Origin of the sequence: Blautia sp. KLE_1732_HM_1032 (assembly GCF_025147905.1) — a bacterium.
In the GTDB taxonomy this organism is placed as follows: Bacteria; Bacillota; Clostridia; order Lachnospirales; family Lachnospiraceae; genus Blautia_A; species Blautia_A fusiformis.
This window is the reverse complement of sequence record NZ_CP102266.1, coordinates 1,235,386-1,260,273: the sequence shown is the minus strand read 5'-3', so window position 1 is coordinate 1,260,273 and position 24,888 is coordinate 1,235,386. Positions and strand designations below refer to the sequence as shown.

General features: G+C 45.9%; 22 protein-coding genes. 7 read left to right on the top strand and 15 right to left on the bottom strand.

Annotated elements, in window-relative coordinates; translation table 11 throughout:
* Positions 1–130: 130 nt before the first annotated feature.
* Positions 131–1,135, bottom strand: a complete 1,005-nt coding sequence (locus tag NQ489_RS06040; protein ID WP_021651115.1) for a Gfo/Idh/MocA family protein — start codon at positions 1,133–1,135, stop codon at positions 131–133.
* A 519-nt stretch (positions 1,136–1,654) separates the two neighbouring features.
* Between NQ489_RS06040 and NQ489_RS06035 the strand changes: the two genes are divergently transcribed.
* Positions 1,655–2,938 carry an O-acetylhomoserine aminocarboxypropyltransferase/cysteine synthase family protein gene (locus NQ489_RS06035; RefSeq protein ID WP_021651113.1) on the top strand — a complete coding sequence of 428 codons (1,284 nt, stop codon included), beginning with the start codon at positions 1,655–1,657 and terminating at the stop codon, positions 2,936–2,938.
* Between the two features lie 189 nt (positions 2,939–3,127).
* Here the strand turns inward: NQ489_RS06035 and NQ489_RS06030 are convergent, their stop codons facing one another.
* The 3 genes from NQ489_RS06030 to NQ489_RS06020 all read right to left on the bottom strand — a co-directional run bounded on the left by NQ489_RS06030 (position 3,128) and on the right by NQ489_RS06020 (position 5,375).
* On the bottom strand, positions 3,128–3,421 hold the full coding sequence (locus NQ489_RS06030) for a phage holin family protein (protein ID WP_015525728.1): 294 nt from the start codon (positions 3,419–3,421) through the stop codon (positions 3,128–3,130).
* A 210-nt stretch (positions 3,422–3,631) separates the two neighbouring features.
* Positions 3,632–4,642, bottom strand: coding sequence for a GGGtGRT protein (locus tag NQ489_RS06025; RefSeq protein WP_015525727.1), 1,011 nt, complete (start codon positions 4,640–4,642; stop codon positions 3,632–3,634).
* A gap of 40 nt (positions 4,643–4,682) precedes the next feature.
* A complete protein-coding gene (locus NQ489_RS06020) occupies positions 4,683–5,375 on the bottom strand; it encodes an iron-sulfur cluster assembly scaffold protein (RefSeq protein ID WP_015525726.1) in 693 nt (230 codons plus the stop codon).
* A gap of 246 nt (positions 5,376–5,621) precedes the next feature.
* On the opposite strand from NQ489_RS06020, the gene NQ489_RS06015 reads away from it, so the two are divergent.
* On the top strand, positions 5,622–6,359 hold the full coding sequence (locus NQ489_RS06015) for a TraX family protein (RefSeq protein WP_021651110.1): 738 nt from the start codon (positions 5,622–5,624) through the stop codon (positions 6,357–6,359).
* 126 nt (positions 6,360–6,485) lie between these two features.
* Here the strand turns inward: NQ489_RS06015 and NQ489_RS06010 are convergent, their stop codons facing one another.
* The 7 genes from NQ489_RS06010 to NQ489_RS05980 form a co-directional block, all read right to left on the bottom strand.
* Positions 6,486–7,154: a transferase gene (locus NQ489_RS06010; protein ID WP_021651109.1), complete on the bottom strand. Its 669-nt coding sequence runs from the start codon at positions 7,152–7,154 to the stop codon at positions 6,486–6,488.
* Positions 7,151–9,202 (bottom strand): DNA topoisomerase, encoded by a 2,052-nt coding sequence (locus tag NQ489_RS06005; RefSeq protein ID WP_021651108.1) that lies wholly within the window; start codon positions 9,200–9,202, stop codon positions 7,151–7,153. Before NQ489_RS06005 ends, NQ489_RS06010 begins: the two co-directional genes overlap by 4 nt.
* 1 nt (position 9,203) lies before the next feature.
* A complete protein-coding gene (locus tag NQ489_RS06000) occupies positions 9,204–9,959 on the bottom strand; it encodes a formate/nitrite transporter family protein (protein WP_015525722.1) in 756 nt (251 codons plus the stop codon).
* Positions 9,960–10,140: 181 nt separating this feature from the next.
* Positions 10,141–10,377, bottom strand: coding sequence for a DUF3343 domain-containing protein (locus NQ489_RS05995; RefSeq protein ID WP_015525721.1), 237 nt, complete (start codon positions 10,375–10,377; stop codon positions 10,141–10,143).
* A 99-nt stretch (positions 10,378–10,476) separates the two neighbouring features.
* A complete protein-coding gene (gene asd, locus NQ489_RS05990) occupies positions 10,477–11,562 on the bottom strand; it encodes an aspartate-semialdehyde dehydrogenase (RefSeq protein ID WP_021651107.1) in 1,086 nt (361 codons plus the stop codon).
* 93 nt (positions 11,563–11,655) lie between these two features.
* Positions 11,656–13,035: an argininosuccinate lyase gene (gene argH, locus NQ489_RS05985; RefSeq protein WP_015525719.1), complete on the bottom strand. Its 1,380-nt coding sequence runs from the start codon at positions 13,033–13,035 to the stop codon at positions 11,656–11,658.
* A gap of 151 nt (positions 13,036–13,186) precedes the next feature.
* Positions 13,187–13,852, bottom strand: a complete 666-nt coding sequence (locus NQ489_RS05980) for an epoxyqueuosine reductase QueH (RefSeq protein ID WP_021651106.1) — start codon at positions 13,850–13,852, stop codon at positions 13,187–13,189.
* A 129-nt stretch (positions 13,853–13,981) separates the two neighbouring features.
* Between NQ489_RS05980 and NQ489_RS05975 the strand changes: the two genes are divergently transcribed.
* Positions 13,982–14,749, top strand: a complete 768-nt coding sequence (locus tag NQ489_RS05975) for an ABC transporter ATP-binding protein (RefSeq protein WP_044961273.1) — start codon at positions 13,982–13,984, stop codon at positions 14,747–14,749.
* The gene (locus tag NQ489_RS05970) at positions 14,742–15,536 is read left to right on the top strand and encodes an ABC transporter permease (protein WP_044961271.1); all 795 of its coding nucleotides are present in this window, start codon (positions 14,742–14,744) and stop codon (positions 15,534–15,536) included. Before NQ489_RS05975 ends, NQ489_RS05970 begins: the two co-directional genes overlap by 8 nt.
* Positions 15,537–15,565: 29 nt before the next feature.
* Here the strand turns inward: NQ489_RS05970 and NQ489_RS05965 are convergent, their stop codons facing one another.
* The gene (locus NQ489_RS05965; protein WP_227945596.1) at positions 15,566–17,992 is read right to left on the bottom strand and encodes a putative bifunctional diguanylate cyclase/phosphodiesterase; all 2,427 of its coding nucleotides are present in this window, start codon (positions 17,990–17,992) and stop codon (positions 15,566–15,568) included.
* A 159-nt stretch (positions 17,993–18,151) separates the two neighbouring features.
* Positions 18,152–18,805 carry a DUF3786 domain-containing protein gene (locus tag NQ489_RS05960; protein ID WP_015525717.1) on the bottom strand — a complete coding sequence of 218 codons (654 nt, stop codon included), beginning with the start codon at positions 18,803–18,805 and terminating at the stop codon, positions 18,152–18,154.
* 356 nt (positions 18,806–19,161) lie between these two features.
* Between NQ489_RS05960 and NQ489_RS05955 the strand changes: the two genes are divergently transcribed.
* Both NQ489_RS05955 and glgD read left to right on the top strand, forming a co-directional pair.
* A complete protein-coding gene (locus NQ489_RS05955) occupies positions 19,162–20,301 on the top strand; it encodes a glucose-1-phosphate adenylyltransferase (RefSeq protein ID WP_021651100.1) in 1,140 nt (379 codons plus the stop codon).
* 1 nt (position 20,302) lies between these two features.
* On the top strand, positions 20,303–21,424 hold the full coding sequence (gene glgD / locus NQ489_RS05950; RefSeq protein ID WP_015525715.1) for a glucose-1-phosphate adenylyltransferase subunit GlgD: 1,122 nt from the start codon (positions 20,303–20,305) through the stop codon (positions 21,422–21,424).
* Between the two features lie 86 nt (positions 21,425–21,510).
* Here glgD and NQ489_RS05945 read toward each other — a convergent pair whose 3' ends face one another.
* Positions 21,511–22,221: a hypothetical protein gene (locus NQ489_RS05945; protein ID WP_021651099.1), complete on the bottom strand. Its 711-nt coding sequence runs from the start codon at positions 22,219–22,221 to the stop codon at positions 21,511–21,513.
* A 170-nt stretch (positions 22,222–22,391) separates the two neighbouring features.
* Positions 22,392–23,390 (bottom strand): acyltransferase, encoded by a 999-nt coding sequence (locus NQ489_RS05940; protein ID WP_021651097.1) that lies wholly within the window; start codon positions 23,388–23,390, stop codon positions 22,392–22,394.
* A gap of 233 nt (positions 23,391–23,623) precedes the next feature.
* Here NQ489_RS05940 and NQ489_RS05935 point away from each other — a divergent pair, with 233 nt between their 5' ends.
* Positions 23,624–24,805 (top strand): MerR family transcriptional regulator, encoded by a 1,182-nt coding sequence (locus NQ489_RS05935; RefSeq protein ID WP_021976536.1) that lies wholly within the window; start codon positions 23,624–23,626, stop codon positions 24,803–24,805.
* Positions 24,806–24,888: the final 83 nt, after the last annotated feature.

Genomic DNA, 24,888 nt, shown 5'->3' with positions numbered 1-24,888 from the left:
GCATTTTCAACAAAGCCGAAGCGGAATCGGATCCTGCCGGTAACTGCCGCCGCAGACTCATTGGGGAAGTCTGTAGCAATAAGTTGGTATGATAACTCACACTTGATGAGGTAGAGCTCGTAAAATATATTTATTTATAAAATTCCGGCTTCTCAACTGCTGAAACGATTTTCTCGATCTGTCCGGTTTCCTGCGCTTTTACAAGAGCATCTGCTGTGATCGCTGCCAGGTATCCATCCCATGCATTCGGTCCTGTGATCACTCCTGCCTCTGCGTTATCAACCCAGTCCTGAACCTCTTTATCATAAGCGTCTTTAAATCTTACGAAGCAGTCTGTGTCAATAGCAGTGGACACTGCCGCATTCTTGCGGATAGACGGATAAGCCGGCTGTGCCATTTTCAGTGCACCGTCCTCACATACAACTTCACAGTTGATGTCATATCCAAACTTGCAGTTTACAAATACTTCTACATCAATGCATACACCTTTTTTAGTACGGAGCATCATGATCTGCGGATCCTTCAGCTCAGAGTGGGAATATTTCGTCACTCTTGGCATTACTACCTGTGCTGATTCATACTCATCATCTACAAGCCAGTGAAGGACATCGATCTCATGGATTGCGGTATCGTGCACAGCCATTGGTGTATTGTAATTGGTACCTACCTCTGGATTTCTGTGTGTACAGTGAAGGATCAGCGGCTCGCCGTATTCTCCGGTTGCAAGTGCTTCCTTGATCTGCTGATATCCCTTGTCATAGCGTCTCATAAATCCAAGCTGGATGAGATGTTTGCCGGCTGCCTCCTCTGCCTTTACTACTTTCAGGCAGTCCTCAGCAGTTGTACATAATGGTTTCTCACAGAAAATCCTCTTGCCGGCCTCGATCGCCTGAAGAAGAGAATCTACATGTGCGAAGCCCGGAGATACGATAAATACTGCATCTACGTTCTCTGCATTGATGAGCTCCTTACTGTCTGCATAGACTTTTGCTCCGCAGATCTCGGCTGCTTTCTTGGCACTTTCCTCAAATACATCGGAAACAGCTACTACTTCTGCTCCCTGGATCTTCTCTGTCAGTCTTCTGATATGATCTCTTCCCATTCCGCCGCATCCGATAACTCCTACTCTTAACATTTTAAATTCCTCCGTTCATTTTTTATTGTTTATTGTTTTCTGTTTTTGTGTTCTTTTTGATGATGTTATATTATCATCTTGTGCACGTGAACGCAATATCTTTTTTGTACAAATTTTCCATTTTGTTTTTATGCGATTTTCACCATTTGTTACTTCATTCACATATTTTGTTTATTTTACAGTATTTTTTCGGCATTCACTCACATTTTCGCATCTATAAAATGACTTACTATGCTTATTATAAACGTTGATCATATAGCGTTTTATTATGTGCACAAGAACGCAATATTTCATTTCCCTTATACCCTAGTAGAGTTTATGTAGAATATTATTGTATTTCAACACATAAAGAGTTATACTTATATGTAGTTTTATTTAAAATACACAAATGCATTTTTCATACTTTATTTAACCGAACTTTAAGGATCAAAGCTTCTCTCAGAAATCCCTGAAACGCAGGCAGGCTTCCCTGATTCGGTTAAATTCATACGAAAAACACAGCAGAAAGGACTTATCCCTATGAGCGACTATAATTTAGAGACTAAATGTATCCACTCCGGCTATACCCCATCCAAAGGCGAGCCCTGTGCACTTCCTGTCTATCAGAGCACCACTTACAAATATGACACCACCGACGAAATGGGCCAGTTATTTGATCTGAAGGCAGACGGATATTTTTACACCCGTCTCCAGAACCCGACTAACGATGCCGTAGCCGCAAAGATCGCAGATCTGGAAGGCGGTGTTGCTGCAATCCTGACTTCTTCCGGACAGGCAGCCAACTTCTACGCAGTATTTAATATCTGTGAGGCAGGCGATCACGTTGTTGCCGCTTCTACCATTTACGGAGGAACCTTCAACCTTCTTGCCGTCACCTTCAAGAAACTTGGCATTGACTGCACCTTTGTTGATACCGATGCAACAGAAGAAGAGATCGCTGCCGCATTCAAACCGAACACAAAGGTTCTCTTTGCAGAAACTATCGCCAATCCGGCTCTGGTAGTTCTTGATATCGAGAAATTTGCACACGTTGCACACCAAAACGGCGTGCCTCTTATTGTGGATAACACCTTTGCCACACCGGTAAACTGCCGTCCCTTCGAGTGGGGTGCAGATATCGTTACCCACTCCACCACCAAATATATGGACGGACATGCCGTTCAGGTAGGCGGCGCCATTGTCGACAGCGGTAACTTCGACTGGGATGCCTACGGCCATAAATATCACGGCCTGACAGAGCCGGATGAATCCTATCACGGCGTTATCTATACAAAGCAGTTCGGAAAAAAAGCTTACATCACTAAGGCTACTTCCCAGCTGATGCGTGATTTGGGCTCTATTCCGTCTCCGATGAATTGCTTCCTTCTGAACCTCGGTCTGGAAACGCTTCCGCTGCGTGTTGAACGCCATTGCTCCAACGCCCAGAAGATTGCAGAATACCTGAACGCACACGAAAAGGTTTCTCATGTAAATTACGCAGGACTTCCGGAGGATAAATATCACGCACTGGCTCAGAAATATATGAAGGATGGTCATACCTGCGGCGTTATCTCCTTTGAACTGACCGGTGGCCGTGATGCAGCAGTCCGTTTTATGGACAGTCTGAAGCTTGCCACCATCGCAACTCACGTTGCCGCCTCCATCACTATGGTCCTTCACCCAGCCAGCCATACACATCGCCAGATGAACGACGAGCAGTTGGTTGAAGCAGGAGTTTCTCCTGGAATGATCCGTCTTTCCATCGGTATCGAAAATGTGGATGATATTATCAAAGATCTGGAACAGGCACTGAAAAATGCATAAATAACCAATTCAAAAAGGAAGGATACATCTGCTCATGCATGATGTATCCTTCCTTTTTATGATATATTTTCTCCTACTCTCAATTATGACATTTCCGCAAATTACCTGCATCCTGTTCTGAACGGCTTTCTTCTGGCGCATAAATTCCTGCAGCTGCTGCAAGTATCTGAAACTACCTTACAAAATCCATTATTCATCTTTTTCCAGCTGTTTGATCAGCTGGTTCACATATGTAGAAAGCCCCGCCACCAGGACTCCCTGTGTCGTGGATGTAAATACTGCCATTGCAATATCCTGTGCATTTTTACAGGAACAGGTAGCAAAAATATAAATTCCGCATATAAGGATCCCTGCACACCCCAGTATCAGCGGAATATATTTGTCCTTCACAGCCTGAGCCTCCTTCAGTGCGATCCCCATAAAATACAAAGCGATCGCTGTGATCAGCAATTCCGGTTTAATATAATCCACAAGCGCTTCCATAAATATTCTCCGTATCTCCCCTGCCGCTTTGATTTATTTTATGAATTTCTCCAAAAAATATTTCATAAATTCCCACAAAATGTTAGCTACGTGTTCGCTATTACTGTTTTCGCACTTTTTGAGAATATTTTTTTCTATTGCAGAGCAAAAAGAAAAAGGCCATAAACCCTAAGGTTTACAGCCTTTCCCACTATTTTTCGTTATCTGAAATCAGAATTTGCCAGCGTCAGCAGCTTCCTGTACGGAAACAGCTACAGCAACTGTCATACCAACCATCGGGTTGTTTCCAGCGCCGATAAGACCCATCATCTCTACGTGAGCCGGTACGGAAGAAGATCCTGCGAACTGAGCGTCAGAATGCATACGTCCAAGTGTATCAGTCATACCGTAGGAAGCAGGACCTGCTGCCATGTTGTCCGGATGAAGTGTACGTCCTGTACCACCGCCGGAAGCAACGGAGAAGTATTTTTTGCCTTTCTCGTTGCACTCTTTTTTGTATGTTCCTGCTACCGGATGCTGGAAACGAGTCGGGTTTGTGGAGTTTCCTGTGATGGAAACGTCAACGCCCTCTTTCCACATGATCGCAACACCTTCCGGAACGCTGTTAGCGCCGTAGCAGTTAACCTTTGCACGAAGTCCCTCAGAATAGGATTTACGGAATACTTCCTTAACCTCGTTCTTATATGGATCATACTCTGTCTCTACATATGTAAAGCCGTTGATACGGGAGATGATCTGAGCAGCATCTTTTCCAAGACCGTTCAGGATAACACGAAGAGGTTTTTTACGAACCTTGTTTGCTTTCTCTGCGATACCGATCGCACCCTCAGCTGCTGCGAAAGACTCATGTCCTGCAAGGAAGCAGAAGCAGTCTGTCTCTTCCTCAAGAAGCATCTTTCCAAGGTTTCCATGTCCAAGACCTACTTTACGTGTGTCTGCAACGGATCCCGGGATACAGAAAGCCTGAAGGCCTTCTCCGATAGCTGCTGCTGCGTCAGCGGCTCTTCTGCAGCCTTTTTTGATCGCGATAGCTGCACCTACTGTGTAAGCCCAACAAGCGTTCTCGAAGCAGATCGGCTGAATGCCTTTGATCTGATCGTAAACGTTCAGTCCTGCGTCTTTAGTGATTTTCTCAGCTTCTTCGATAGAAGCGATTCCATAGCTGTTTAAAACAGAATTGATCTTGTCAATTCGTCTCTCATATGATTCAAATAAAGCCATTTCCTGTAACCTCCTGATATTTTTACCTTACGAAGTGTAATTACTCTTTTCTTGGGTCGATGATCTTAACAGCATCTGCAACACGGCCGTACTGACCTTTTGCTTTCTCCCATGCTGTGTTCGGGTCATCACCTTTCTTAATGAAGTCAGTCATTTTTCCAAGGCTTACGAACTGATATCCGATGATCTCATCGTTCTCATCAAGAGCGATACCTGTAACATAACCCTCAGCCATCTCAAGGTAACGAGGTCCTTTTTTCAGAGTTCCATACATTGTACCAACCTGAGAACGAAGTCCTTTTCCAAGGTCCTCAAGACCAGCGCCTACTGCAAGTCCGTCCTCGGAGAATGCAGACTGGGAACGTCCGTAAACGATCTGAAGGAAAAGCTCTCTCATAGCTGTATTGATTGCATCACATACAAGGTCTGTGTTCAGTGCCTCCATAACGGTAAGTCCTGGAAGGATCTCAGAAGCCATAGCTGCAGAGTGAGTCATTCCTGAACATCCGATTGTCTCAACAAGTGCCTCCTGGATGATTCCCTCTTTAACGTTAAGGGAAAGCTTACAAGCACCCTGCTGCGGAGCACACCAGCCAACACCGTGTGTAAATCCGGAGATATCCTTTACTTCTTTTGCCTGAACCCATTTTGCTTCTTCCGGGATCGGAGCGGCACCATGATGTACGCCCTGTGCCACTGGACACATTTCTTCTACTTCGCGTGAATAAATCATTTTAAAACTCCTTTCAAGTATAGATTGACCGATGTTATTGAGAAAAAAAGTTCGATAACACCCTATGGCTATTTTCTCACAAAACCTTTGTTTCGTCCAGTCATATTTGATAAAATTTTGCCATAAAACGCATAATATTGGTAGTTATTCCGGCAGTATTGCATGCCTAACTGTCAAATATTTCTGGCAACTACTGTATGTATGTGATAATATATTAGCAAGTTTAACCTTGGAGGTATATTTTTCATGAATGCATCTGTGGATTCTGTTTTTCCAGAAAAATACCGCATTCTCAGCGGAAGCGCTCTGAAGATGATCGCGGTCATCACCATGCTGATCGATCATATCGGAGCTGTGCTGCTCAGTATGTATCAGCCTGCACAGAAAATCCTGTTTACACTTTTCGGCAGAGAATATACTGTATATCTTATTTTCCGCGATATCGGAAGAGCTGCTTTTCCCATCTTCTGTTTTCTCCTGCTGGAAGGCTTCCGGCATACACGGAGCAGGTTCCTCTATGGAAGAAATCTCCTTCTTTTTGCGCTGCTCTCAGAAATTCCGTGGAATCTGATGTTTACAAATACGCTGCGTTACGAAAGACAAAATGTGTTTTTTACGCTTTTCCTCGGATATCTGGCCTTTTGTGCCATCGAATATTTCCAGACCAGACCTTCGATGCAGCTTCTCTGCATCCTGGGACTGCTTGTTGTTTCCATTTTTCTGAAAGCAGACTATGGATGGCGGGGGTATATCTTCCTGCTGATCATATACTATATGCGAAACGATAAACCAGGCCAGGCAATCCTCGGAAGCTGCTGGCTTTACTATGAATGGAGAGCCTCCTTTGCCTTTCTGTCCATTAACCTGTACAATGGAAAAAGAGGCTTCATCCGCGGAAAATCAGCAAAATATTTCTTTTACTGGTTTTACCCAGTCCATATTATAGGACTGGTCATACTTCGACAGCTTTTGTTTTTATCTTAATCCCGCCCGCTCCGGTCGGTTCATCCTTCCACGACCAATACTGTTGCATCGCATCCATCCCTCATCAAAAAAAGCTGCACTCTCTCAAAAGTGCAGCCTAAATGCGTGTCCAGAAGAATCTGTTTCTTATTTTTTCTTTACGATCTCTTTTGCATTTTTATAAATGGAATCTGCAGGAACACATCCACGTACCGGTGACAGCGGGTAGATATTAGAATTCCGTCCGATCACAGTACCGGGATTCAGCACAGAACCGCATCCGACTTCAACATGATCTCCGAGCATCGCTCCGAATTTCTTAAGACCGGTTTCGATCTTTTCATCCCCGTCTTTTACGACAACCAGCTTCTTGTCTGATTTTACGTTGGAACAGATCGATCCGGCACCCATGTGGGACTTATATCCCAGCACAGCATCTCCAACATAATTATAATGAGGAACCTGAACCTTGTTAAACAGCACTGCATTCTTAAGCTCTGTGGAATTTCCCACAACTGCGCCCTCACCAACGATAGCCTTGCCGCGGATAAATGCACAGTGGCGCACCTCGGCGTCTCTGCCAATGATAGCCGGTCCGGTGATACTTGCAGTCGGCGCAACTGTAGCGGATCTTGCGATCCATACATTTTCGCCCTTCTCCTCATATTCAGAAGGATCCAGTGTTTTTCCCAGCTTAATAATGAAATCTCCGATCTCCGGAAGAACCTCCCACGGATAGGTTTTTCCCTCAAAAAGCTCTGCTGCAATGGTCTCATTCAGATCCAGCATATTGCTGATAGTAAAATCTTTCATCATGATGATTTCTTTCCTCCCTGTCTGGAAGCTCGCTCCGGCTTCCTGTAGTTTACAGCGGCCACATCAAAAAACTGCCGCAGGTTATACTGATAATTGCTTGCCTCCACCTGCCGGGTACGTACCCGCACAAAATGCTCCAGCTTGTCCATATATTCCTGTTCCGTGATGCTGCCCTCTGCCACATAGGTGAGCCCCTTTTCCCAGCTTGCCGTAAGCTCCGGGTTCAGAAGCTGCCGGATAGAACAATTTACCACATCGAAGATCATTTCCCCAAGAAGTGTTGGAGTGATCACCTGGGTCTTTTTGTTCAGTGCCAGATATTTGATGTTAAAAAGCTTCTTCAGGATCTCGGCACGGGTAGCACTGGTGCCGATCCCGCTTCCCTTGATCTGGGCTCGAAGCTCCTCATCCTCGATCAGCTGTCCTGCATTTTCCATGGCAAGGATCATGGAACCGGAATTGTATCGTTTGGGCGGTGAAGTCTCACCCTCCTTGATACTCAAACCGTTCACAGGAAGTATATCACCCTTTTTCAGCTTCTGCAACGCCTCCAGGAGCACAGTATCACAGGAAACCTCGTCTTCCTCTCCATTTCTGTTTTTCTCACTGTCTGAAGCCCTTTTCCGCGAAAAAGAATTCGTGGCGATCTTCAGATAGCCTTCTTCTTTGAGAACCTTAAAGGATGAAAAGAATGCCTCGCCGTCCAGCTTCGTCACAAGACTCACCTTCTGATAAACGGCCGGCGGATAAAAAATACACAAAAATCTCCGTACAATGGTCTCGTACACACGCTGTGCAGTAAGAGACACGCTTCCAAGCGCATTCAATCCCTGACCGGTAGGAATGATCGCGTAATGGTCTGTGATCTGCTTGTCATTCACATATCTGGTCTTTGCAATGCTTTTCCAGGATTCCATCCCCAAAACCTCTGCCGCCGCAACACCGGCCTGCTGATAATTTCGAAGACCGGATATATTCTTGTATATCTCCTTGGCCACTGCCGTGGAAAGAACTCTGGCATCCGTTCTCGGATAAGTCACCAGCTTCTTCTCATAAAGCTCCTGTACGATCCGGAGTGTCTCGTCCGGACTGATCTTAAACAGCTTTGAGCACACATTCTGAAGCTCCGCCAGGTTAAAAAGAAGCGGCGGATTTTTGTTTTCTTTTTTTCGTTCCACCTTTTCCACAATACAGGAAAGGGGCTGGTTCACCATCAGCTGATCGATCAGCATCTGTGCATGCTCTTTTTTCCTGAAGCCGTTTTCTTTATAAAGATACGGGGACTGGAAATACCGGCTGCCTTCCACAGCTCTCCATTCACCGTCAAAATTTTCACCTGCAAGTCCAATACTGCCAAGGACACGGTAAAACGGTGTCTTCACAAAGACACGGATTTCCCGTTCTCTCCTCACTACCATGCCAAGAACACAGGTCATCACACGCCCTACTGCAATAGCCTGATATTTGGAATGGAGATAATTGGTGACACTGCTTCCGTAGCGCAAGGTCAGAACTCTGGAAAAATTGATTCCCATAAGATAATCTTCCTTTGCGCGGAGATACGCAGATGCTGCCAGATTATCATACTCCGAGATATCCGTCGCTTCACGGATTCCTCTTAAGATCTCTTCCTCTGTCTGGGAATCGATCCACACACGTTTCTGGACTTTCCCCTTTACTCCTGCCATCTGGGCTACCAGACGGTAGATATATTCACCCTCACGTCCGGAGTCGGTACACACATAAATGGTATCCACATCCGGCCGGTTCAGCAGTCCTTTTACGATCTCGAACTGCTTTTTGACCCCGGGGATCACTTCATATTTAAATTCGCGCGGCAAAAAAGGCAGGGTATCAAAACTCCACCTTTTAAACTTGATATCATATTTTTCGGGATAGCTCATGGTAACCAGGTGTCCTACACACCAGGTTACCACAGAATCATCAGATTCCAGATATCCGTCTTTTCTCTGACCGTTGATCTTCAAAGCCTTCGCAAATTCCTGTGCCACGCTGGGCTTCTCCGCTATGTATAAAGCCTTTGCCATACTATTTATCTGCACTCATCTTTCTAAGCGGCCATGCCAGAAGCACAGCTCCGCCAACTATATTTCCCAGTGTTACGATTACCATGCTTTTAAGCATAGCGCCGACAGACAATCCTGGCACCATACAGAATGCAACTGTAAAAATACCCATATTTGCAATACAATGCTCAAATCCGCTGACAACGAAACCTGAAATACAGATCACGATCATCAGGAACTTGCCTGACTCACTCTTCAGCTTAATGCCGCAGAGAACAGCAAGACAGACGAAGAAATTACAAAGTACCGCACGGAAAAACATCTGTCCTGCCGGAATACTCAGTTTTCCGTTTATAAATCCGGCAAAATAATCTGCTGTACCGGACGCTCCGGCACCTACAAAGATCAGCGCCAGGATCAGGCATCCCACAAAATTGCCGATGTAACTGATTCCCCAGACCTTTCCAACATCTTTCCATGATACGCTCTTGTCATACGCACCAAAAGCCATTACCAGATTGTTACCGGTAAACAGCTCTCCTCCTACCATTACGATCAACAGGACCGCAATGGAGAACACGATGGCTCCAAGGAATTTCCCCCATTCCGGGAAAGTTTTGGAAAATACATTTCCAACAACGTTACTGTAGATCATCGCCACATCAATAAAAAATCCGGCCATGATCGCCCGCATAAAGTATTTTCCGAAATTGCTGTTCAGTAAGTTTATCTTACCCTTCGCAGCGGTTGACAGTTTCTCTACATCCTCCCTGTTCATAAATAGCACCTCCACATATTTTTAGCAAGCGTGGCACTTTGTTGCTGCTTCTTTGTTCACAGCAACACGCTTTCCGGAAATCTGTTTGTTATATTGTAACACTTTACTAATTATTTAACAATAAAAATGCGAAAATTTTCAAAAATTTCCGTTTTGTTACATACAACAAACAATATCCGTTTTATACCAGAACACGATAGATGCCATCCCAGGCCAGTTCCTTTTTTTTCAGGAAATTTTCTGTTTCCTCCTCTGATTGCTCCACGCATTTCCATGCCAGTCCGCACTGGGCACTGATCTCTGAAGGGATCGGGATCAGCCTTCCCGGAAATTCAGATTCCTTGGCCGTTCTTTCCATTTTCATGGCAGCCGTGGTTGTGGAAAATGTCACAACTGTAGTAATTACTTTTCTGCGCATATCTCCTTTGTTCCTTCCACATACGCAAAAACAGGACACCGGAAAAACCGATATCCCGTTTCTGATGATTTTCTTTATTTCCTGTAAAGGATCCAGTTCTTATTTAGCCTGGATATATCCTTGCGCTTTCAGAGTTTCTGCACAGAGAACTGCTCCGCCTGCGGCACCTCTTACTGTGTTATGGGAAAGTCCGATGAACTTGTAATCATAAACAGTATCCTCACGAAGACGTCCTACAGATACTCCCATTCCATTCTCATAGTTTACATCCATCTGTACCTGCGGACGGTTGTCCTCCTCAAGATACTGGATGAACTGCTTCGGAGCGCTTGGAAGCTCAAGCTCCTGCGGAAGTCCCTTAAACTCAACCAGCTTCTGGATCAGTTGCTCTTTGGTAGGTTTCTTGCGGAATTTAACGAATACAGCTGCTGTATGTCCGTTGAGGACCGGAACACGTACACACTGGCATGTGATGACAGGTGTGGTAGCCGGAACGATCACGCCGTCCTCGATCTTGCCCCAGAGTCTTAATGGCTCCTTCTCACTCTTCTCTTCCTCACCACCGATGTACGGAATGATGTTGTGCTCCATCTCCGGCCAGTCCTTGAAGGTTTTTCCTGCTCCGGAAATAGCCTGGTATGTAGTGGCAACTACTTCATACGGCTCGAACTCTTTCCATGCGGTAAGTACCGGAGCGTAGCTCTGGATAGAGCAGTTCGGTTTAACAGCTACAAAGCCGCGTTTTGTTCCGAGACGTTTCTTCTGGAATTCGATAACCTCGAAGTGCTCCGGATTGATTTCCGGAACTACCATCGGAACGTCCGGTGTCCAGCGGTGTGCGCTGTTGTTGGACACAACCGGTGTCTCTGTCTTTGCATATTCTTCCTCGATCGCCTTGATCTCATCCTTAGTCATATCAACTGCGGAAAATACAAAGTCAACAGTAGCTGCAACCTTCTCAACCTCGTGGATATCCATAACAACCAGCTTCTTTACTGCCTCCGGCATCGGAGTATCCATTTTCCATCTGCCGCCTACAGCCTCCTCGTAGGTCTTGCCTGCGCTTCTCGGGCTTGCCGCTACAGTAACCACCTCAAACCACGGGTGATTCTCCAGAAGAGAAATGAATCTCTGACCAACCATTCCAGTTGCACCTAAAATACCGACTTTAAGCTTTTCACTCATAATAAAACTCTCCTCATCTCGTGTCCCTCCATGGCACACATTTGTCTTTTCTGTAAATACTATACCAATTTTTCCTAAAATGCAAGCATTATCTTAATTTTTTTCAAGATATTCTTTATTCTGAGCGATCACCTGCTCCATCACGTCCGGTCCCGGCGCTCCCAGAGTCACACGTTTTTCCACGCAGGTCTTCATACTGATGGCTTCATAGATGTCCTCCTCAAACACAGGACTGATCTCTTTGTACTCGGAAAGCGGAAGCTCATCCAGAGAGATTCCCTTATCCAGACAGAGAAGGACCAGTCTTCCGACGATGCCGTGAGCATCACGGAACGGTACACCGTGGTTAACCAGATAGTCTGCTGCGTCTGTGGCGTTTGTAAAGCCTCTCTTTGCACTTGCCTCCATGTTGGCTTTGTTGAACTGCATAGTGGAAACCATGCCGGTAAACAGGGCGATACAGCCTTTTACGGTGTCGATGGCATCAAAGGTCAGCTCCTTGTCTTCCTGCATATCTTTGTTGTATGCAAGCGGGATTCCCTTCATGGTTGTGAGAATAGATGTCAGCGCTCCGTAAACACGGCCTGTTTTTCCACGGACAAGCTCTGCGATATCCGGATTCTTCTTCTGCGGCATGATACTGCTGCCTGTGCTGTATGCGTCATCGATCTCAACGAAACGGTACTCATTGGAATTCCACAGAATGATCTCCTCTGAAAAACGGCTCAGATGCATCATGATCGTAGAAAATGCACTGAGAAGCTCGATGACATAATCTCTGTCAGATACGGAATCCATACTGTTTCTGGTTGGTGCATCAAAGCCGAGAAGCTCTGCAGTATAGGCACGATCCAGCGGATAAGTGGTTCCTGCCAGTGCTCCCGCTCCAAGCGGACAGGTATTCATTCTCTTACGGATATCAAAAAGTCTGTCACGGTCTCTGCGGAACATCTCAAAATATGCGCCTACATGGTGTGCCAGAGTTACCGGCTGTGCCTTCTGAAGGTGGGTAAATCCCGGCATATAGGTGTGAACATTCTCTTCCATGATCTTCTGCAGGGCAAGAAGAAGGTCCTTCAGCTCCTTATCTGTCTCATCGATCTCGTCGCGGACATAAAGCTTCATATCCAGAGCTACCTGGTCATTACGGCTTCTTCCTGTGTGAAGCTTCTTTCCGGCATCTCCGATACGGTCGATCAGGTTTGCCTCCACGAAGCTGTGGATATCCTCATACTCCGCTGTGATCTCCAGCTTGCCTGCTTCCACGTCTGCAAGGATACCGTCCAGTCCTTCTGTGATCTGCTCCTTTTCTTCCTCTGTCAGGATCCCCTGTTTTGCAAGCATGGCAACATGTGCCTTGCTTCCACGGATATCCTGTCTGTAAAATTTTTGATCAAAGGAAATGGATGCGTTAAAATTGTAAACCAGCTTGTCCGTTTCTTTTGTAAAACGGCCTCCCCATAACTGTGCCATATTGATTCTTCCTCACTTTTCTTTTTTGCGGCAGAACTGTCTTCTCCGGACATACACGAGCTCCGTCTCCCGGACGTCTGCACTTTTCTGTGTTAGTGTAACATATTTTTATAAAAATGCAAAGTTTTTCATAATTATACGTTTGCTGTCTTCAGCCGTTGTTACTGTTCACTCGGTTCTCAGTAACCAGCCGTTCTCTGTCCATGGCTTCTTTCTTTGAAAATACACAGCCGCAATAATTCTGCCGGTACAGAGCATGCTCATGAGACAGCTCAATAGAACGCTTGTAGCCATTCTTTTTCTTAAAATCCGAAGTCAGATGTGGCACTTTATAGATTTCTGCCAGCTCCTCACCAATCTCATTAATCTTCTGTGCATTCTTCAGAGGACTGATACTTAAGGTTGTGGTGAAATAATCATATCCTCCCTCCTTCGCCAGCTTTGCCGCCTCTTCCATCCGCAGGCGGTAACACCGAAAGCACCGTTCTCCTCCTTCCGGAACGTTCTCCAGACCTTTGGCCATCTCGTAAAACTCCTCCGGGTCATACCGTCCCTCCACCAGCGTTACCGGATGTACAAACTCCATCTCCTCGATCAGGCGGCGGATCTCAGCCACGCGGTGTGAATATTCCTCCACCGGTGCGATATTAGGATTATAAAAAAATATCGTGATCTCAAAATACTGCGACAGATATTCCATCACATAGCTGCTGCATGGCGCACAGCAGGCATGCAGAAAAAGTCTGGGGGTTTTCCCTTCTTTCTGGTTTCTTTCAATCAGTTTATCCAGTTCTTTCTGGTAGTTTCTCTTGTTCAATGTTTGTAATTCCTTTCTCTATGACTGTTTTCAGGCAGACATCAAAGTATGCATCTCTGCCATTGGCCTTCTCCTGTTTCAGACATATGATAATATTATACCATTATCTACGAAAAGGAGGCAACATCCATGAATCCTGTCCTGAAAGTGCGGGACGTGTGTCTCTCCTATCACACATTATCCGGTGAGACACCCGCCCTTTCTCATATATCCTTTGACCTGATGCCCGGTGAATTCCTGTCCATTGTAGGGCCTTCCGGATGCGGAAAATCCACTCTTCTGAATCTCATTGCCGGCCTGCTCACTCCAGAGCACGGTTCCATTACTCTGGGAAACCGTCCGGTATCCTCCGGCAGTGCCGCTGTAGGATATATGCTCCAGAAGGATCATCTTCTGGAATGGCGGAGCATCTACAAAAACATCCTTCTCGGCCTGGAGATCCGGAAAGAGCTCACACCTGAAAAGCTGGCACATGCAGAAGCCCTTCTTCAGACCTACGGTCTGGACCGTTTCCGTGATGCCCGCCCTTCCCAGCTTTCCGGCGGAATGCGCCAACGTGCCGCTCTGATCCGGACCCTGGTGCTGGAACCGGAGCTCCTTCTTCTGGACGAACCATTTTCCGCTCTGGATTACCAGACACGCTTAAATGTCAGTGATGATATCGGAAAAATCCTCAAAAGCTCCGGCAAGCCTGCGATCCTGGTCACTCATGACATCTCCGAAGCCATCAGTATGGCCGACCGGGTACTGATCCTTTCTGCACGTCCTGCCACTGTACGAAAGATCATTGATATCGATCTGGATATCAGCGACCGCACTCCCCTCTCCTCCAGAAATGCTCCGGATTTTAAGAAATATTTTAACATCATATGGAAGGAGCTCAATGAAAATGCCTGAAATTTCCAGACAGCAGAAACAATATCTTGCACGGCAGAAAAAAGAAAAACACATTATCCTGGCTGCACGGACACTTCTTTTTGTTCTGTTTATGGGACTTTGGGAAATATCCTCTGGTCTTGGATGGATCGATTCCTTTATCTTCAGCAGTCCTTCCCTGATCGCAGAGACCTTTCTTTCCATGTGCAGGGATCAGTCCCTGTTTGCACATATTGCCGTGACACTGGCAGAAACTCTTGTCAGTTTCTTTTTTGTTGTGATCCTGGGTGTAGGAACCGCAGTACTTCTCTGGTGCTCCCGACGGATTGCACGGATCCTGGAGCCATGTCTGGTGGTACTGAACAGTCTCCCGAAATCTGCTCTGGCCCCTCTTCTGATCGTATGGCTTGGTGCCAACGAACGTACCATTGTGGTCGCCGGCATGTCTGTAGCCATCTTCGGTTCCATTATCAATCTGTACTCCGGCTTCTGCCAAGCAGATCCGGAAAAGCTGAAGCTGATCGAAACTCTGGGGGGACACAAAAAGGAAAAGCTTCTGAAGATCGTCCTACCCTCCTCCGTTCCTCTTATCCTGAGTGTGATGAAGGTCAACATCGGGCTTTGCTTGGTAGGCGTGATCATCGGAGAATTTATCGGTGCCCGAAAAGGCCTGGGATACCTGATCATTTACGGAAGCCAGACATTCAGACTTACATGGGTCCTGATGTCCATTGTTATCCTCTGCATCATTGCCATGCTGCTGTATTTTGCACTTTATCTTATTGAAAAACAGGTCCGGAAGCATTAGCTGTAAAAAGGGCGTGTAAAAATGATCTCTCATTTTTTACACGCCTCTTTTGCTCTTATAACCTTTGTTTCAAAGTTTTCCCACGGCAAAGGCCGTGCATAATAAAAGCCCTGGATCTCATCGCAGCTCAGGCTTCGCAGGATCTCCACCTGTTTTGCTTTCTCCACGCCCTCGGCAAGAACCTTCATTCCAAGGCTGTGTGCCAGCGAAATGGTATGACGGATCACCTGCTGCCCACGAAAATTATCTATGTAATCGATCAGACTTTTATCCAGCTTCAGAGTATCGAATGGCAGCTGGTTCAGGCTTGTCATAGATGAATAGCCGGAGCCAAAATCATCCATATGCAGCTCGAATCCTGCATCCACCATCTTCTCTATGAGCTTACTGATCCGATCATTATACAACGCAGCAGTTTCTGTCAATTCAATGGGAACAGAAGAAAACGGAATGCCATTTTCTTCCACGATCTTCACATAACGACAGATCATATTATCGTAATGGATACTGGCACGCGACAGATTCACCGAAATCGGAAGTATCTTTTTCCCTGATCTTATACGTTCCCCCTGGATGCTGCATACCTTTCGGAAAACATATTCATCAAGGCGTACGATCAGACCATCCTTCTCAAAAAGAGGGATAAATTCTCCCGGCGAAACCATAGTTCCTTCCGCTCTCTTCCAGCGCACCAGTGCCTCCGCCCCAACGATCTCTTCTGTCTCCACACTGTATTTCGGCTGCAGGTAGACTACGAATTCTTCATTGCGTATAGCCTCCACGAAAGCATTCTCCATCTGTCCGTTACGGATATGTCTCCGTCTCATCTCATCATCATAAAAAGCGATCTGGTGCTCATAGTCATCCCGGATACTCTTCATGGCCAGAAAAGCCCTGTCACAGATCAGGGTAAAAGGCAGTGTCTTATCCACATTCTCATAGACCCCGTAGTTGACCACCAGATTAGGAATCGGTGCTCCACTCTCGACCCTGTGGATAAATTTCTCCATATCTGCCCTACGGATCTCTTTCTTTCCATATATGATGGCTACAAACTGGTCTCCTCCATATCTGCCCACCGTCCCGTAGCGAACCTGATTTCTATACGTATCTCCCAGATAGGTAAGAACCTGATCACCGGTCTTCTCTCCATAGGTTCCGTTGATCCATTTAAAGTTCTTTATATCTGCCACCACCACATGAAAATCCTGATTCGTATTAAAGCGCATCAGCGTCTTTGCATGATGGAAAAAGGCCTGTCTGATATAAAGCCCTGTAAGATCATCATATTCCAGAGCTGAGAGTACCATCACGGACTCTCTCAGCTTGATCACATTGTTGATCTTACTTTTTAATATACGGACATTATACGGTTTCCGTACAAAATCCACTGCTCCCAGTTCCAGACATCGCACCTCATCCTCCAACCGGTTACTTCCGGTTATGATGATCACAGGCACAGAGGTCAGCATCACATCATCACGGATCAGCTCCAGAAACTGAAATTCATCGCATACCGGCACACTCATATCAAGAAGAATTGCAGAAAGGGTTTTGTAATTCTCAGACAGACGCTTCATCCCCTCTGCTTCATTCATCGCAGTGATAACCTCAAAACTGCCCTCCAGATGTTCTGTAAGCGCTTTCCGATCCGTCTCGTCATTCACTACAATAAGAAGTTTTCTTCCGGATGCTGTTCCTCCTGGTTCCAGTATGGCCTCCATCTCACTGTACCGTACATCCATATCCTCATTGGCAAAAGCAAACACCACAGCCTGAAAATCCTCAGCCGTTCCTACCCTGGCACATTTCACATAGAAATATTCAATCCTCCCGTTGCTTCGGCGTACACGATAATGTACCATCAACTGGGGAATCCTTGTAAGACGTTGGCATATCTTCTCAAAATCCATCATCTGATGCATCCGGATCCTGTCCTCTGCCGCAACACTGCTCTCAATATAAATATCCATGATCTTCTCATAGGATTCATCCCTGCGAAGTCCCTCCTCCACATAAGCGCCACTCTGCCCCTGGAAGCGGCATACCTGAACCTTATGAGTCTCTCTGTCAACAGAGTAGATATTGATAAAATTTTTTCCGAGAACATTAATGATCCCCATAAGAAGCGGATTCTCCATCATTCCGCTGCTGATCTCATCATTCGTCTCTGTATCCGAAAAAACAAGGGCATGTCCTGTCCCGCCGGATTTCAGTGGAATCTCCACAGCATCAACCGAACGCAGGATATTCCGTCCCGGTTCCAGATAGTTCTTCGGACCTTTGATCCCGTTAATGACCGGACAGATCTCACAGGGAGTTTCTCTGTTTCTCAGACAGTGATAGCATTTCTCGCCACTCTTCAGCTGCGGATAGATCTCACGTGCTGCCAGGTTATAGCTGATAATCTTATAATCCTCATCTATGGCATACATTCCCGATGCATTTTTCCCCACGAGCATCACCTCCGGATTCGTAAATTTCTCATAGATCCTTCGTGACAGTTACTGTCTCAAAATCCTTAAATATGCCTTCATTATATACGATTTTTCTGATAACTGCAATTATCTTTCGTATTATTTATTTTTCATATTGGTTTTATTATATTTCGGTTATCAGCGCATCTGAAAAGATTTCCCCCTGAGCGGAACCCCGGCAAGCTCCGCAAGCCTTTTGATCCCGGAATCTGCTATGGATACCGCACTCTCCACATGATTGAAATCTGTGGCACTGTAATCAAACAGGATATTTCCCTGTGCTTCAAACTCCTCGTCCCGTTCCCAGAAAAAGAATCTCATAGGCATACAGTCAAAGGCCCTAATCTCATATCCCACATCACCCTGGGGCAGTTCCCTGCCGTCAAGCTTCTGAAACGCCTCCCTCAATTCCTTTTCATGGCCGGAAAATGTAGCACTGAACACATCCGTCTCTCCGATCTGATACGCCGGCGCAAATGGTCTTGCATTCCTGAGATCTGCAAAAGGGACCCACTTATCCATAATAAAAGCCCCCTCTTTCGCATACCCCAGAAGCGTATAAATATTCAGCATCTCCGTAGTATCCGGTTCTCTCTGTCCATCCAGGCTCCGGATACTGCCGTCTTCCAAACTCACCCCATATCTTCTTCCGAAATGAATGATCGTGAGAAACCCGTTTTCTTCCTTCAGTTCCGGCACCCGTTTATGCAGATCTGCCTGATCCATCTTCAAAAAGCGTTGTGCCCACTCTTCACATAGTTTTACATAGTTGGAAATTCTTTCTTCTTTCATCCTGTCTTCTCCCTGTCTGATATCGATATCCTTTCTCCGCTGTATTCCGGACTTTTTTTACAGAATACACTGCTTTCACATTTTCCGCAAGAATCTTCGCCGATGTATCCGAAATCCGGCTATTTTCAGTGTTACTGTTTTTTCAGCATCCCGGAACCTTCTTAAACGTTTCTTTTTTTCGACAGATCATCCATCAATTTTCCCAAATTCGTCTAATTTCTCAATATAAAAATAACGTTTTTTTGCACAAAAAACTGGATTTCCTTTTTCGAAAGGTGTATAATATTAACAAAGTTTATTGTTTTTATGGTTAAAGACACCTGGCAGTAAACAAGAAATGAAAGTGAGGATTCGCCATGAAACAAAACAGTATGTTAGCAATGATCCTGGCCGGTGGAAGAGGAAGTCGTCTTCACGAGTTGACGAATAAAGTTGCCAAGCCAGCCGTTGGTTATGGCGGTAAATACCGTATCGTGGATTTTCCGCTCAGTAACTGTGCCAACAGTGGCATTGATGTCGTAGGTGTACTGACACAGTATGAATCAGTTTTACTGAACAGCTATGTAGCAGCCGGTGGCCGCTGGGGCCTTGATGCCAAGGACAGCGGAGTTTATGTACTTCCTCCACGTGAGAAAGCGGATGCCGGTCTGGATGTATACCGTGGAACAGCTGATGCGATCTCTCAGAATATTGATTTCATCGACTCACAGAACCCGGAATACCTTCTGATCCTTTCCGGTGACCACATCTATAAGATGAATTATGCAAAGATGCTTGATGACCATATCCAGCATAAGGCAGATGCGACTATTGCAGTTATCGAGGTTCCCATGAAGGAAGCCAGCCGTTTCGGTATCATGAACACCGGTGAAGATGATCGCATCGTGGAATTTGAGGAGAAACCGGAACACCCGAAGAGCAATCTTGCCTCCATGGGTATCTACATATTCAACTGGAAGCTTCTGCGCAAGCTCCTGCTGGCAGATATCAAAAATCCGGATTCCAATCACGATTTCGGTAAAGACATCATACCTACACTCCTTGCACAGGACAAAGCACTCTACGCCTACAAGTTCAAAGGCTACTGGAAGGATGTAGGAACCATCGATTCTCTCTGGGAAGCAAACATGGATCTTCTCAGTCCAAACAGTGAACTGGATCTTAACGATCCTACCTGGAAAATCTACACTGAGGATGCTACCTCTCTTCCACAGTATATCTGTGATACAGCTGTGATCAACACTGCTTTCATTACTCAGGGCTGTGTTGTAGAAGGTGAGATCACCAACTCCGTACTTTTCACAGGCGTCAAGGTCGGTCCTGGTGCCAAGATCATCGACAGTGTCCTGATGCCGGGTGTTGTTGTTGAAGCAGGTGCCGTTGTCCAGCGTGCTCTCGTTGCAGACGGAGTCGTGATCGGTGCCAATGCTCGTGTCGGTTCCAAGGACAGTGAGCACATCGAACTTGTATCAAAACGTGTAAAGGGGGCTGAGTAATATGTTTAAAGCATTTGGAATCGTGAATTCCTCAGAAAGAAATATCCATGTGGAGGGGCTTCAGGACTACCGTGCGATCGGCGCCTTTTCATTTCTCGGAAGATATCGTGTCATCGACTTCCCGATCTCAAATATGACCAACAGCGGAATTGAGTACATTCAGGTCTATGTAAAGAACAAACCCCGTTCTCTTGTAGAACATCTCGGAACCGGACGTCACTACAACATCAACTCCAAGAGCGGTAATCTCCAACTCCTCTTTTCAGAGCATTCCGGAGTCAACGATATCTATAACACCGATATCGACAACTACTACTCCAATCTGGAGTGCATCGAAGCAGTTCATTATCCGTATGTTGTTATCGCTCCGAATTACATGATCTACACCACCGACTATTCCAAGCTGATCGATGCCCATATCGAATCCGGTGCAGATGTGACCATGCTTTATCATTCCGTTGATAATGCCAAGGAGAACTATCTGAACTGCCACATCCTGAACCTGAACCGTCAGAAGGGTGTTCTCTCCATTGAGCACAACCACGGCAATGCAAAGAACCGCAACATTTTCATGGATACCTACGTAATGAGCAAGGAGCTTTTCATCAGCCTCATCCATAAGGCAAAAGAGATCTCCTCTCTTTATACCCTTGCAGACGTGATCAATGCCGGCTGCAGAGACGGTGAGCTGGATGTGCGTGGTATATCTCATCGCGGATATTTTGCATCGATCACTGATTTCAAGAGCTATCACGATGCAAATATGGATCTGATCGACTACAAAACTGCAACCGATCTTTTCCATGATAACTGGCCGATCTATACACGCACCAACAACTCCTGTCCGACCCATTATTTTGACACAGCCAATGTTTCCAACTCCGTTATCTCCAACGGCTCCATGATCGAGGGAACTGTAGAAAATTCCATTGTCGGACGTGGCTGTACCATCAAAAAGGGCGCTGTTATCAAGAACTGTGTAGTTCTTGCAGACTGCACCATCGGTGAGAATGTCCATATCGAAAATCTGGTGGTAGACAAGCATGCCAAGATCACGCATGCCAAGGAGATCATCCGTCCTGCGGATGAGCCTGGCTACATCAAACGTAACGATACACTGTAATATTCATATATAATAAGGCCTCCGGTTCCTGTGTTACGAACCGGAGGCCTTATTTATCTCTGTACTCAGCTAAGCATATGGATCCATCATTTCAGAACAGACTGAATCCATTTCAACGCATTATCCTTATTCTTCACGTTACCCGGAAGGCAGATACACACCGGATCATATCTCAGGCCAAATTCCTCTGCAACACTACTGCTGCCGTCAAGCTCCAGATGCTGATCATCCACAGCGCCCAGAGACTCAAACACCTCATCTCCAAACGTTTCCCTGAGATTTGCATACATTCCGCTATCTTTCTCATGTTCATAGAGTTCCTTCGGCATGATCAGGACATCAACGGTAGCACTCTGGATTTCCGTCACATATGCGATCCTGGCATAGTAATCAAAATCCTCTCCTGTCTCGTCCGTCATCAGATTCTGCGCCACACTGACTTCTGCATATTTATCCTCTGTTCCCAGTGTCTTCAAAACATCCTCTTCCACCTTCTCAGAGTCATAATTCCCTGCATTCACCACCGCAATGGAAAGCACCGTCTTCATCTGTGCGTGACGATAAATATTCACTCCCAGACAGACTCCGCCAATGGCAAGAAGCACGCACAGCATATGTATCTTATAATACATCCAGATATACTGAATCTTCTTCCCTGTTCCCATTCCCTTCAGTTTCTCTTTTTCGATCCGGCGGCGTTCCTTCTTCGTCAGATCAGTTTCGTTGGGCATCTCCGGATTCAGTACACTCTCATCGTGTCCGTCACTGCCGGCCTCCGCTCTGTTTTGTAAATCCATAAAACTCTCCTTTGTCTTTCATGTCTCAGTATTTTTTACCCTGAAGCGGGATATTCCAGTCGCTTTCCCCGCATCCTCCGGGTGGGTGCTGTGACTTATCAATAAAGGATATTTTAGCATATTTTGGTACAAAATCACAGCGCATAAATATGAAAATACCATAAACTCTTCTATTTCCGACAGATCCTCATTCCATATCCATACATTACCGCCACAGCAGTCACAAGAACACAGACCATCACCGGTCTCATCCACAGATATAAAAGATTTTTCTCAATTCCAGCTGCCACAGCCACATCCTTCAGGATATCCGCCACACAGAGATGGAACAGATAAATAAAAAATGCATATTTCTGACCGATGGCTACCGGAAGCTCGGGCACTTTCCGATTCTTTCCCATGATCGCAATGAGAAAAAGGCCAACAGCCATAAATACTGACCCCAGAAACAATTCCAGTTTGCCAAAATACCGGTATTCCAGCAGACTTGCAATCCCGCCGCCAGCTACCATGCCATACAAAAGAAGCACTTTTTTTCCGGCAAACCAGGCTTCCAGCTTTTCCTGATGTCTGTGTATCAGATGTCCCAACATAAAAAACGGAAATCCGGTAAACAGATAGTTTCGAAATTGCATAACACGGAAATGCTTTTCCGGGAACAGGAAGGTCGAAAATTCCTCCATTCCGAAATGGATCAGAAGAAGCACCGGTATCAGAACATATGCCTGCTTACAAATCCGGAATCTTGCTGCCAAGGCAAAAAGAAGATAACAATAGAGCAGTGCCGGGAGAAACCACAGATGCCATTTCACCTGAGAGCTGTTATTATATAGAAGAAACTGGCGGATATGTTCCCCCGAAACCAGGGCTTCCAGCCATTCCTTCTGGCTTGCTCCGTCGATGTAATTCTGGATCAGCTCCCACAGACAGCAGACCGGAAATGCCACAAGCATCAGCTTCAGAACATGCCGGATCTTTTTTCCGGTTCTTATAAATTCCGTATCATCGCCACGGAAACAAAAATATCCGGATACCATAAAAAACACAGGTACTGCAAATCTAGCAAGTACATTGGCTATGATTCCGGCATTTCCCGGAAAATGGACGTGAAGAAGCACAACTGCATAAGCACAGATCGCCTTTACCATATCCAGAGTACGGTTTCGCATAAAAATTACTCCTTTTTATATCGAACGCTTATCCCGGAAATATGATTCCGGGGTTCCTTTTTTTCGAAACGATATACTAACAAACCAGCAGAATTTTGTCAATGCTGTTTTTCTCCTGTACGGTTTGCTCTTATACGTTTTACTCTTGTACGGCTTCCGGATCTGAATTATAATTCTTTTATGACTTCTATGACAGGATGTTTGTTATTTCCTCAGAAAGGATTCTATTTTTTATGAAAAAAGACGGCTACTATTCTTCCGGCGAATTTGCACGCATGGCACACGTAACTCTGCGTACTGTCCGCTATTATGATAAACAGGATATCCTGAAACCCTCTCTCGTCACCGAATCCGGCGCACGTTTTTATACAGATGAGGATTTTGCAAGGCTTCAGCAGATCCTCCTTCTGAAATACCTGGGCTTTTCCCTGGATGACATCCGTGAAATGACCATCGGTGATTCCGATTATCATTTCATGCTGAATTCTCTGAATATCCAGCTTCGTCTGGTCCGTGACCGGATCGAACAGATGCAGCTGGTGGAAAAAGCGATCCAGGATACCGCACAGATGATAAAGGAACAGCACACCATTGACTGGAGCCAGATGCTGAACCTGATCCACCTGACCGGCATGGAAAAAAGCCTCAAGAATCAGTATCAGAATGCCACCAACATTTCCTCCAGGATCAACCTCCACAGCCTGTACTCCCAGAACAAACAGGGATGGTTTCCCTGGATCTTTGAGCAATGCCGGATCTCACCCGGTCTTCGTATTCTGGAGCTGGGCTGCGGGGACGGAACGTTATGGACCGACAACCTTTCCCTTCTGCCGGAGGATATCTCCATCACACTTTCCGATATTTCCAGCGGTATGCTCCGCGATGCCAGACGAGCCATCGGTTCCTCGGATACCAGGTTTGCATTCCGGGCCTTTGACTGCCGAAAAATCCCCTGCAAGGACGAAAGCTTTGATCTGGTGATCGCCAATCACGTGCTTTTTTACTGCGATGATATTCCCTCCGTCCTGAAGGAAGTCCGCCGTGTCCTCGCTCCCGGCGGAAGATTTCTCTGCAGTGCTTACGGAAAGGCACATATGCAGGAGGTCAGCCAGCTGGTGCAGGATTTTGATGAACGGATCGTGCTTTCCGCAGACCGGCTTTATGAACGGTTCGGACGTGAAAACGGCCAGAGTATCCTGGCGCCTTTTTTCCCAAAGGCTCAGTGGCTTTCTTATGAGGACTGCCTTCTGGTCCAGGATGCGGAGCCGCTGATCTCCTACGTTCTCTCCTGCCACGGCAACCAGAATCAGTATATCCTGGACCGTTACAAGGAATTCCGGGCCTACACCGCCAGAAAAACTGCCAAAGGATTCCGCATTACCAAGGATGCCGGCGTATTTCTTTGTGAAAAATAGCCAAAAATAAAAAATATGAAAAAAGCTCTTGAAGGTGACCTTGCGTCACCTTTTATAATACAGTTACAGTAACAAAGTTATGT

Excerpts from the sequence above, each read along its gene's own strand:
- NQ489_RS06040 (WP_021651115.1), bottom strand. The coding sequence starts at position 1,135 with ATGTTAAGAGTAGGAGTTATCGGATGCGGCGGAATGGGAAGAGATCAT.
- NQ489_RS06035 (WP_021651113.1), top strand. The coding sequence starts at position 1,655 with ATGAGCGACTATAATTTAGAGACTAAATGTATCCACTCCGGCTATACC.
- NQ489_RS06030 (WP_015525728.1), bottom strand. The coding sequence starts at position 3,421 with ATGGAAGCGCTTGTGGATTATATTAAACCGGAATTGCTGATCACAGCG.
- NQ489_RS06025 (WP_015525727.1), bottom strand. The coding sequence starts at position 4,642 with ATGGCTTTATTTGAATCATATGAGAGACGAATTGACAAGATCAATTCT.
- NQ489_RS06020 (WP_015525726.1), bottom strand. The coding sequence starts at position 5,375 with ATGATTTATTCACGCGAAGTAGAAGAAATGTGTCCAGTGGCACAGGGC.
- NQ489_RS06015 (WP_021651110.1), top strand. The coding sequence starts at position 5,622 with ATGAATGCATCTGTGGATTCTGTTTTTCCAGAAAAATACCGCATTCTC.
- NQ489_RS06010 (WP_021651109.1), bottom strand. The coding sequence starts at position 7,154 with ATGATGAAAGATTTTACTATCAGCAATATGCTGGATCTGAATGAGACC.
- NQ489_RS06005 (WP_021651108.1), bottom strand. The coding sequence starts at position 9,202 with ATGGCAAAGGCTTTATACATAGCGGAGAAGCCCAGCGTGGCACAGGAA.
- NQ489_RS06000 (WP_015525722.1), bottom strand. The coding sequence starts at position 9,959 with ATGAACAGGGAGGATGTAGAGAAACTGTCAACCGCTGCGAAGGGTAAG.
- NQ489_RS05995 (WP_015525721.1), bottom strand. The coding sequence starts at position 10,377 with ATGCGCAGAAAAGTAATTACTACAGTTGTGACATTTTCCACAACCACG.
- asd (WP_021651107.1), bottom strand. The coding sequence starts at position 11,562 with ATGAGTGAAAAGCTTAAAGTCGGTATTTTAGGTGCAACTGGAATGGTT.
- argH (WP_015525719.1), bottom strand. The coding sequence starts at position 13,035 with ATGGCACAGTTATGGGGAGGCCGTTTTACAAAAGAAACGGACAAGCTG.
- NQ489_RS05975 (WP_044961273.1), top strand. The coding sequence starts at position 13,982 with ATGAATCCTGTCCTGAAAGTGCGGGACGTGTGTCTCTCCTATCACACA.
- NQ489_RS05970 (WP_044961271.1), top strand. The coding sequence starts at position 14,742 with ATGCCTGAAATTTCCAGACAGCAGAAACAATATCTTGCACGGCAGAAA.
- NQ489_RS05960 (WP_015525717.1), bottom strand. The coding sequence starts at position 18,805 with ATGAAAGAAGAAAGAATTTCCAACTATGTAAAACTATGTGAAGAGTGG.
- NQ489_RS05955 (WP_021651100.1), top strand. The coding sequence starts at position 19,162 with ATGAAACAAAACAGTATGTTAGCAATGATCCTGGCCGGTGGAAGAGGA.
- glgD (WP_015525715.1), top strand. The coding sequence starts at position 20,303 with ATGTTTAAAGCATTTGGAATCGTGAATTCCTCAGAAAGAAATATCCAT.
- NQ489_RS05945 (WP_021651099.1), bottom strand. The coding sequence starts at position 22,221 with ATGGATTTACAAAACAGAGCGGAGGCCGGCAGTGACGGACACGATGAG.
- NQ489_RS05940 (WP_021651097.1), bottom strand. The coding sequence starts at position 23,390 with ATGCGAAACCGTACTCTGGATATGGTAAAGGCGATCTGTGCTTATGCA.
- NQ489_RS05935 (WP_021976536.1), top strand. The coding sequence starts at position 23,624 with ATGAAAAAAGACGGCTACTATTCTTCCGGCGAATTTGCACGCATGGCA.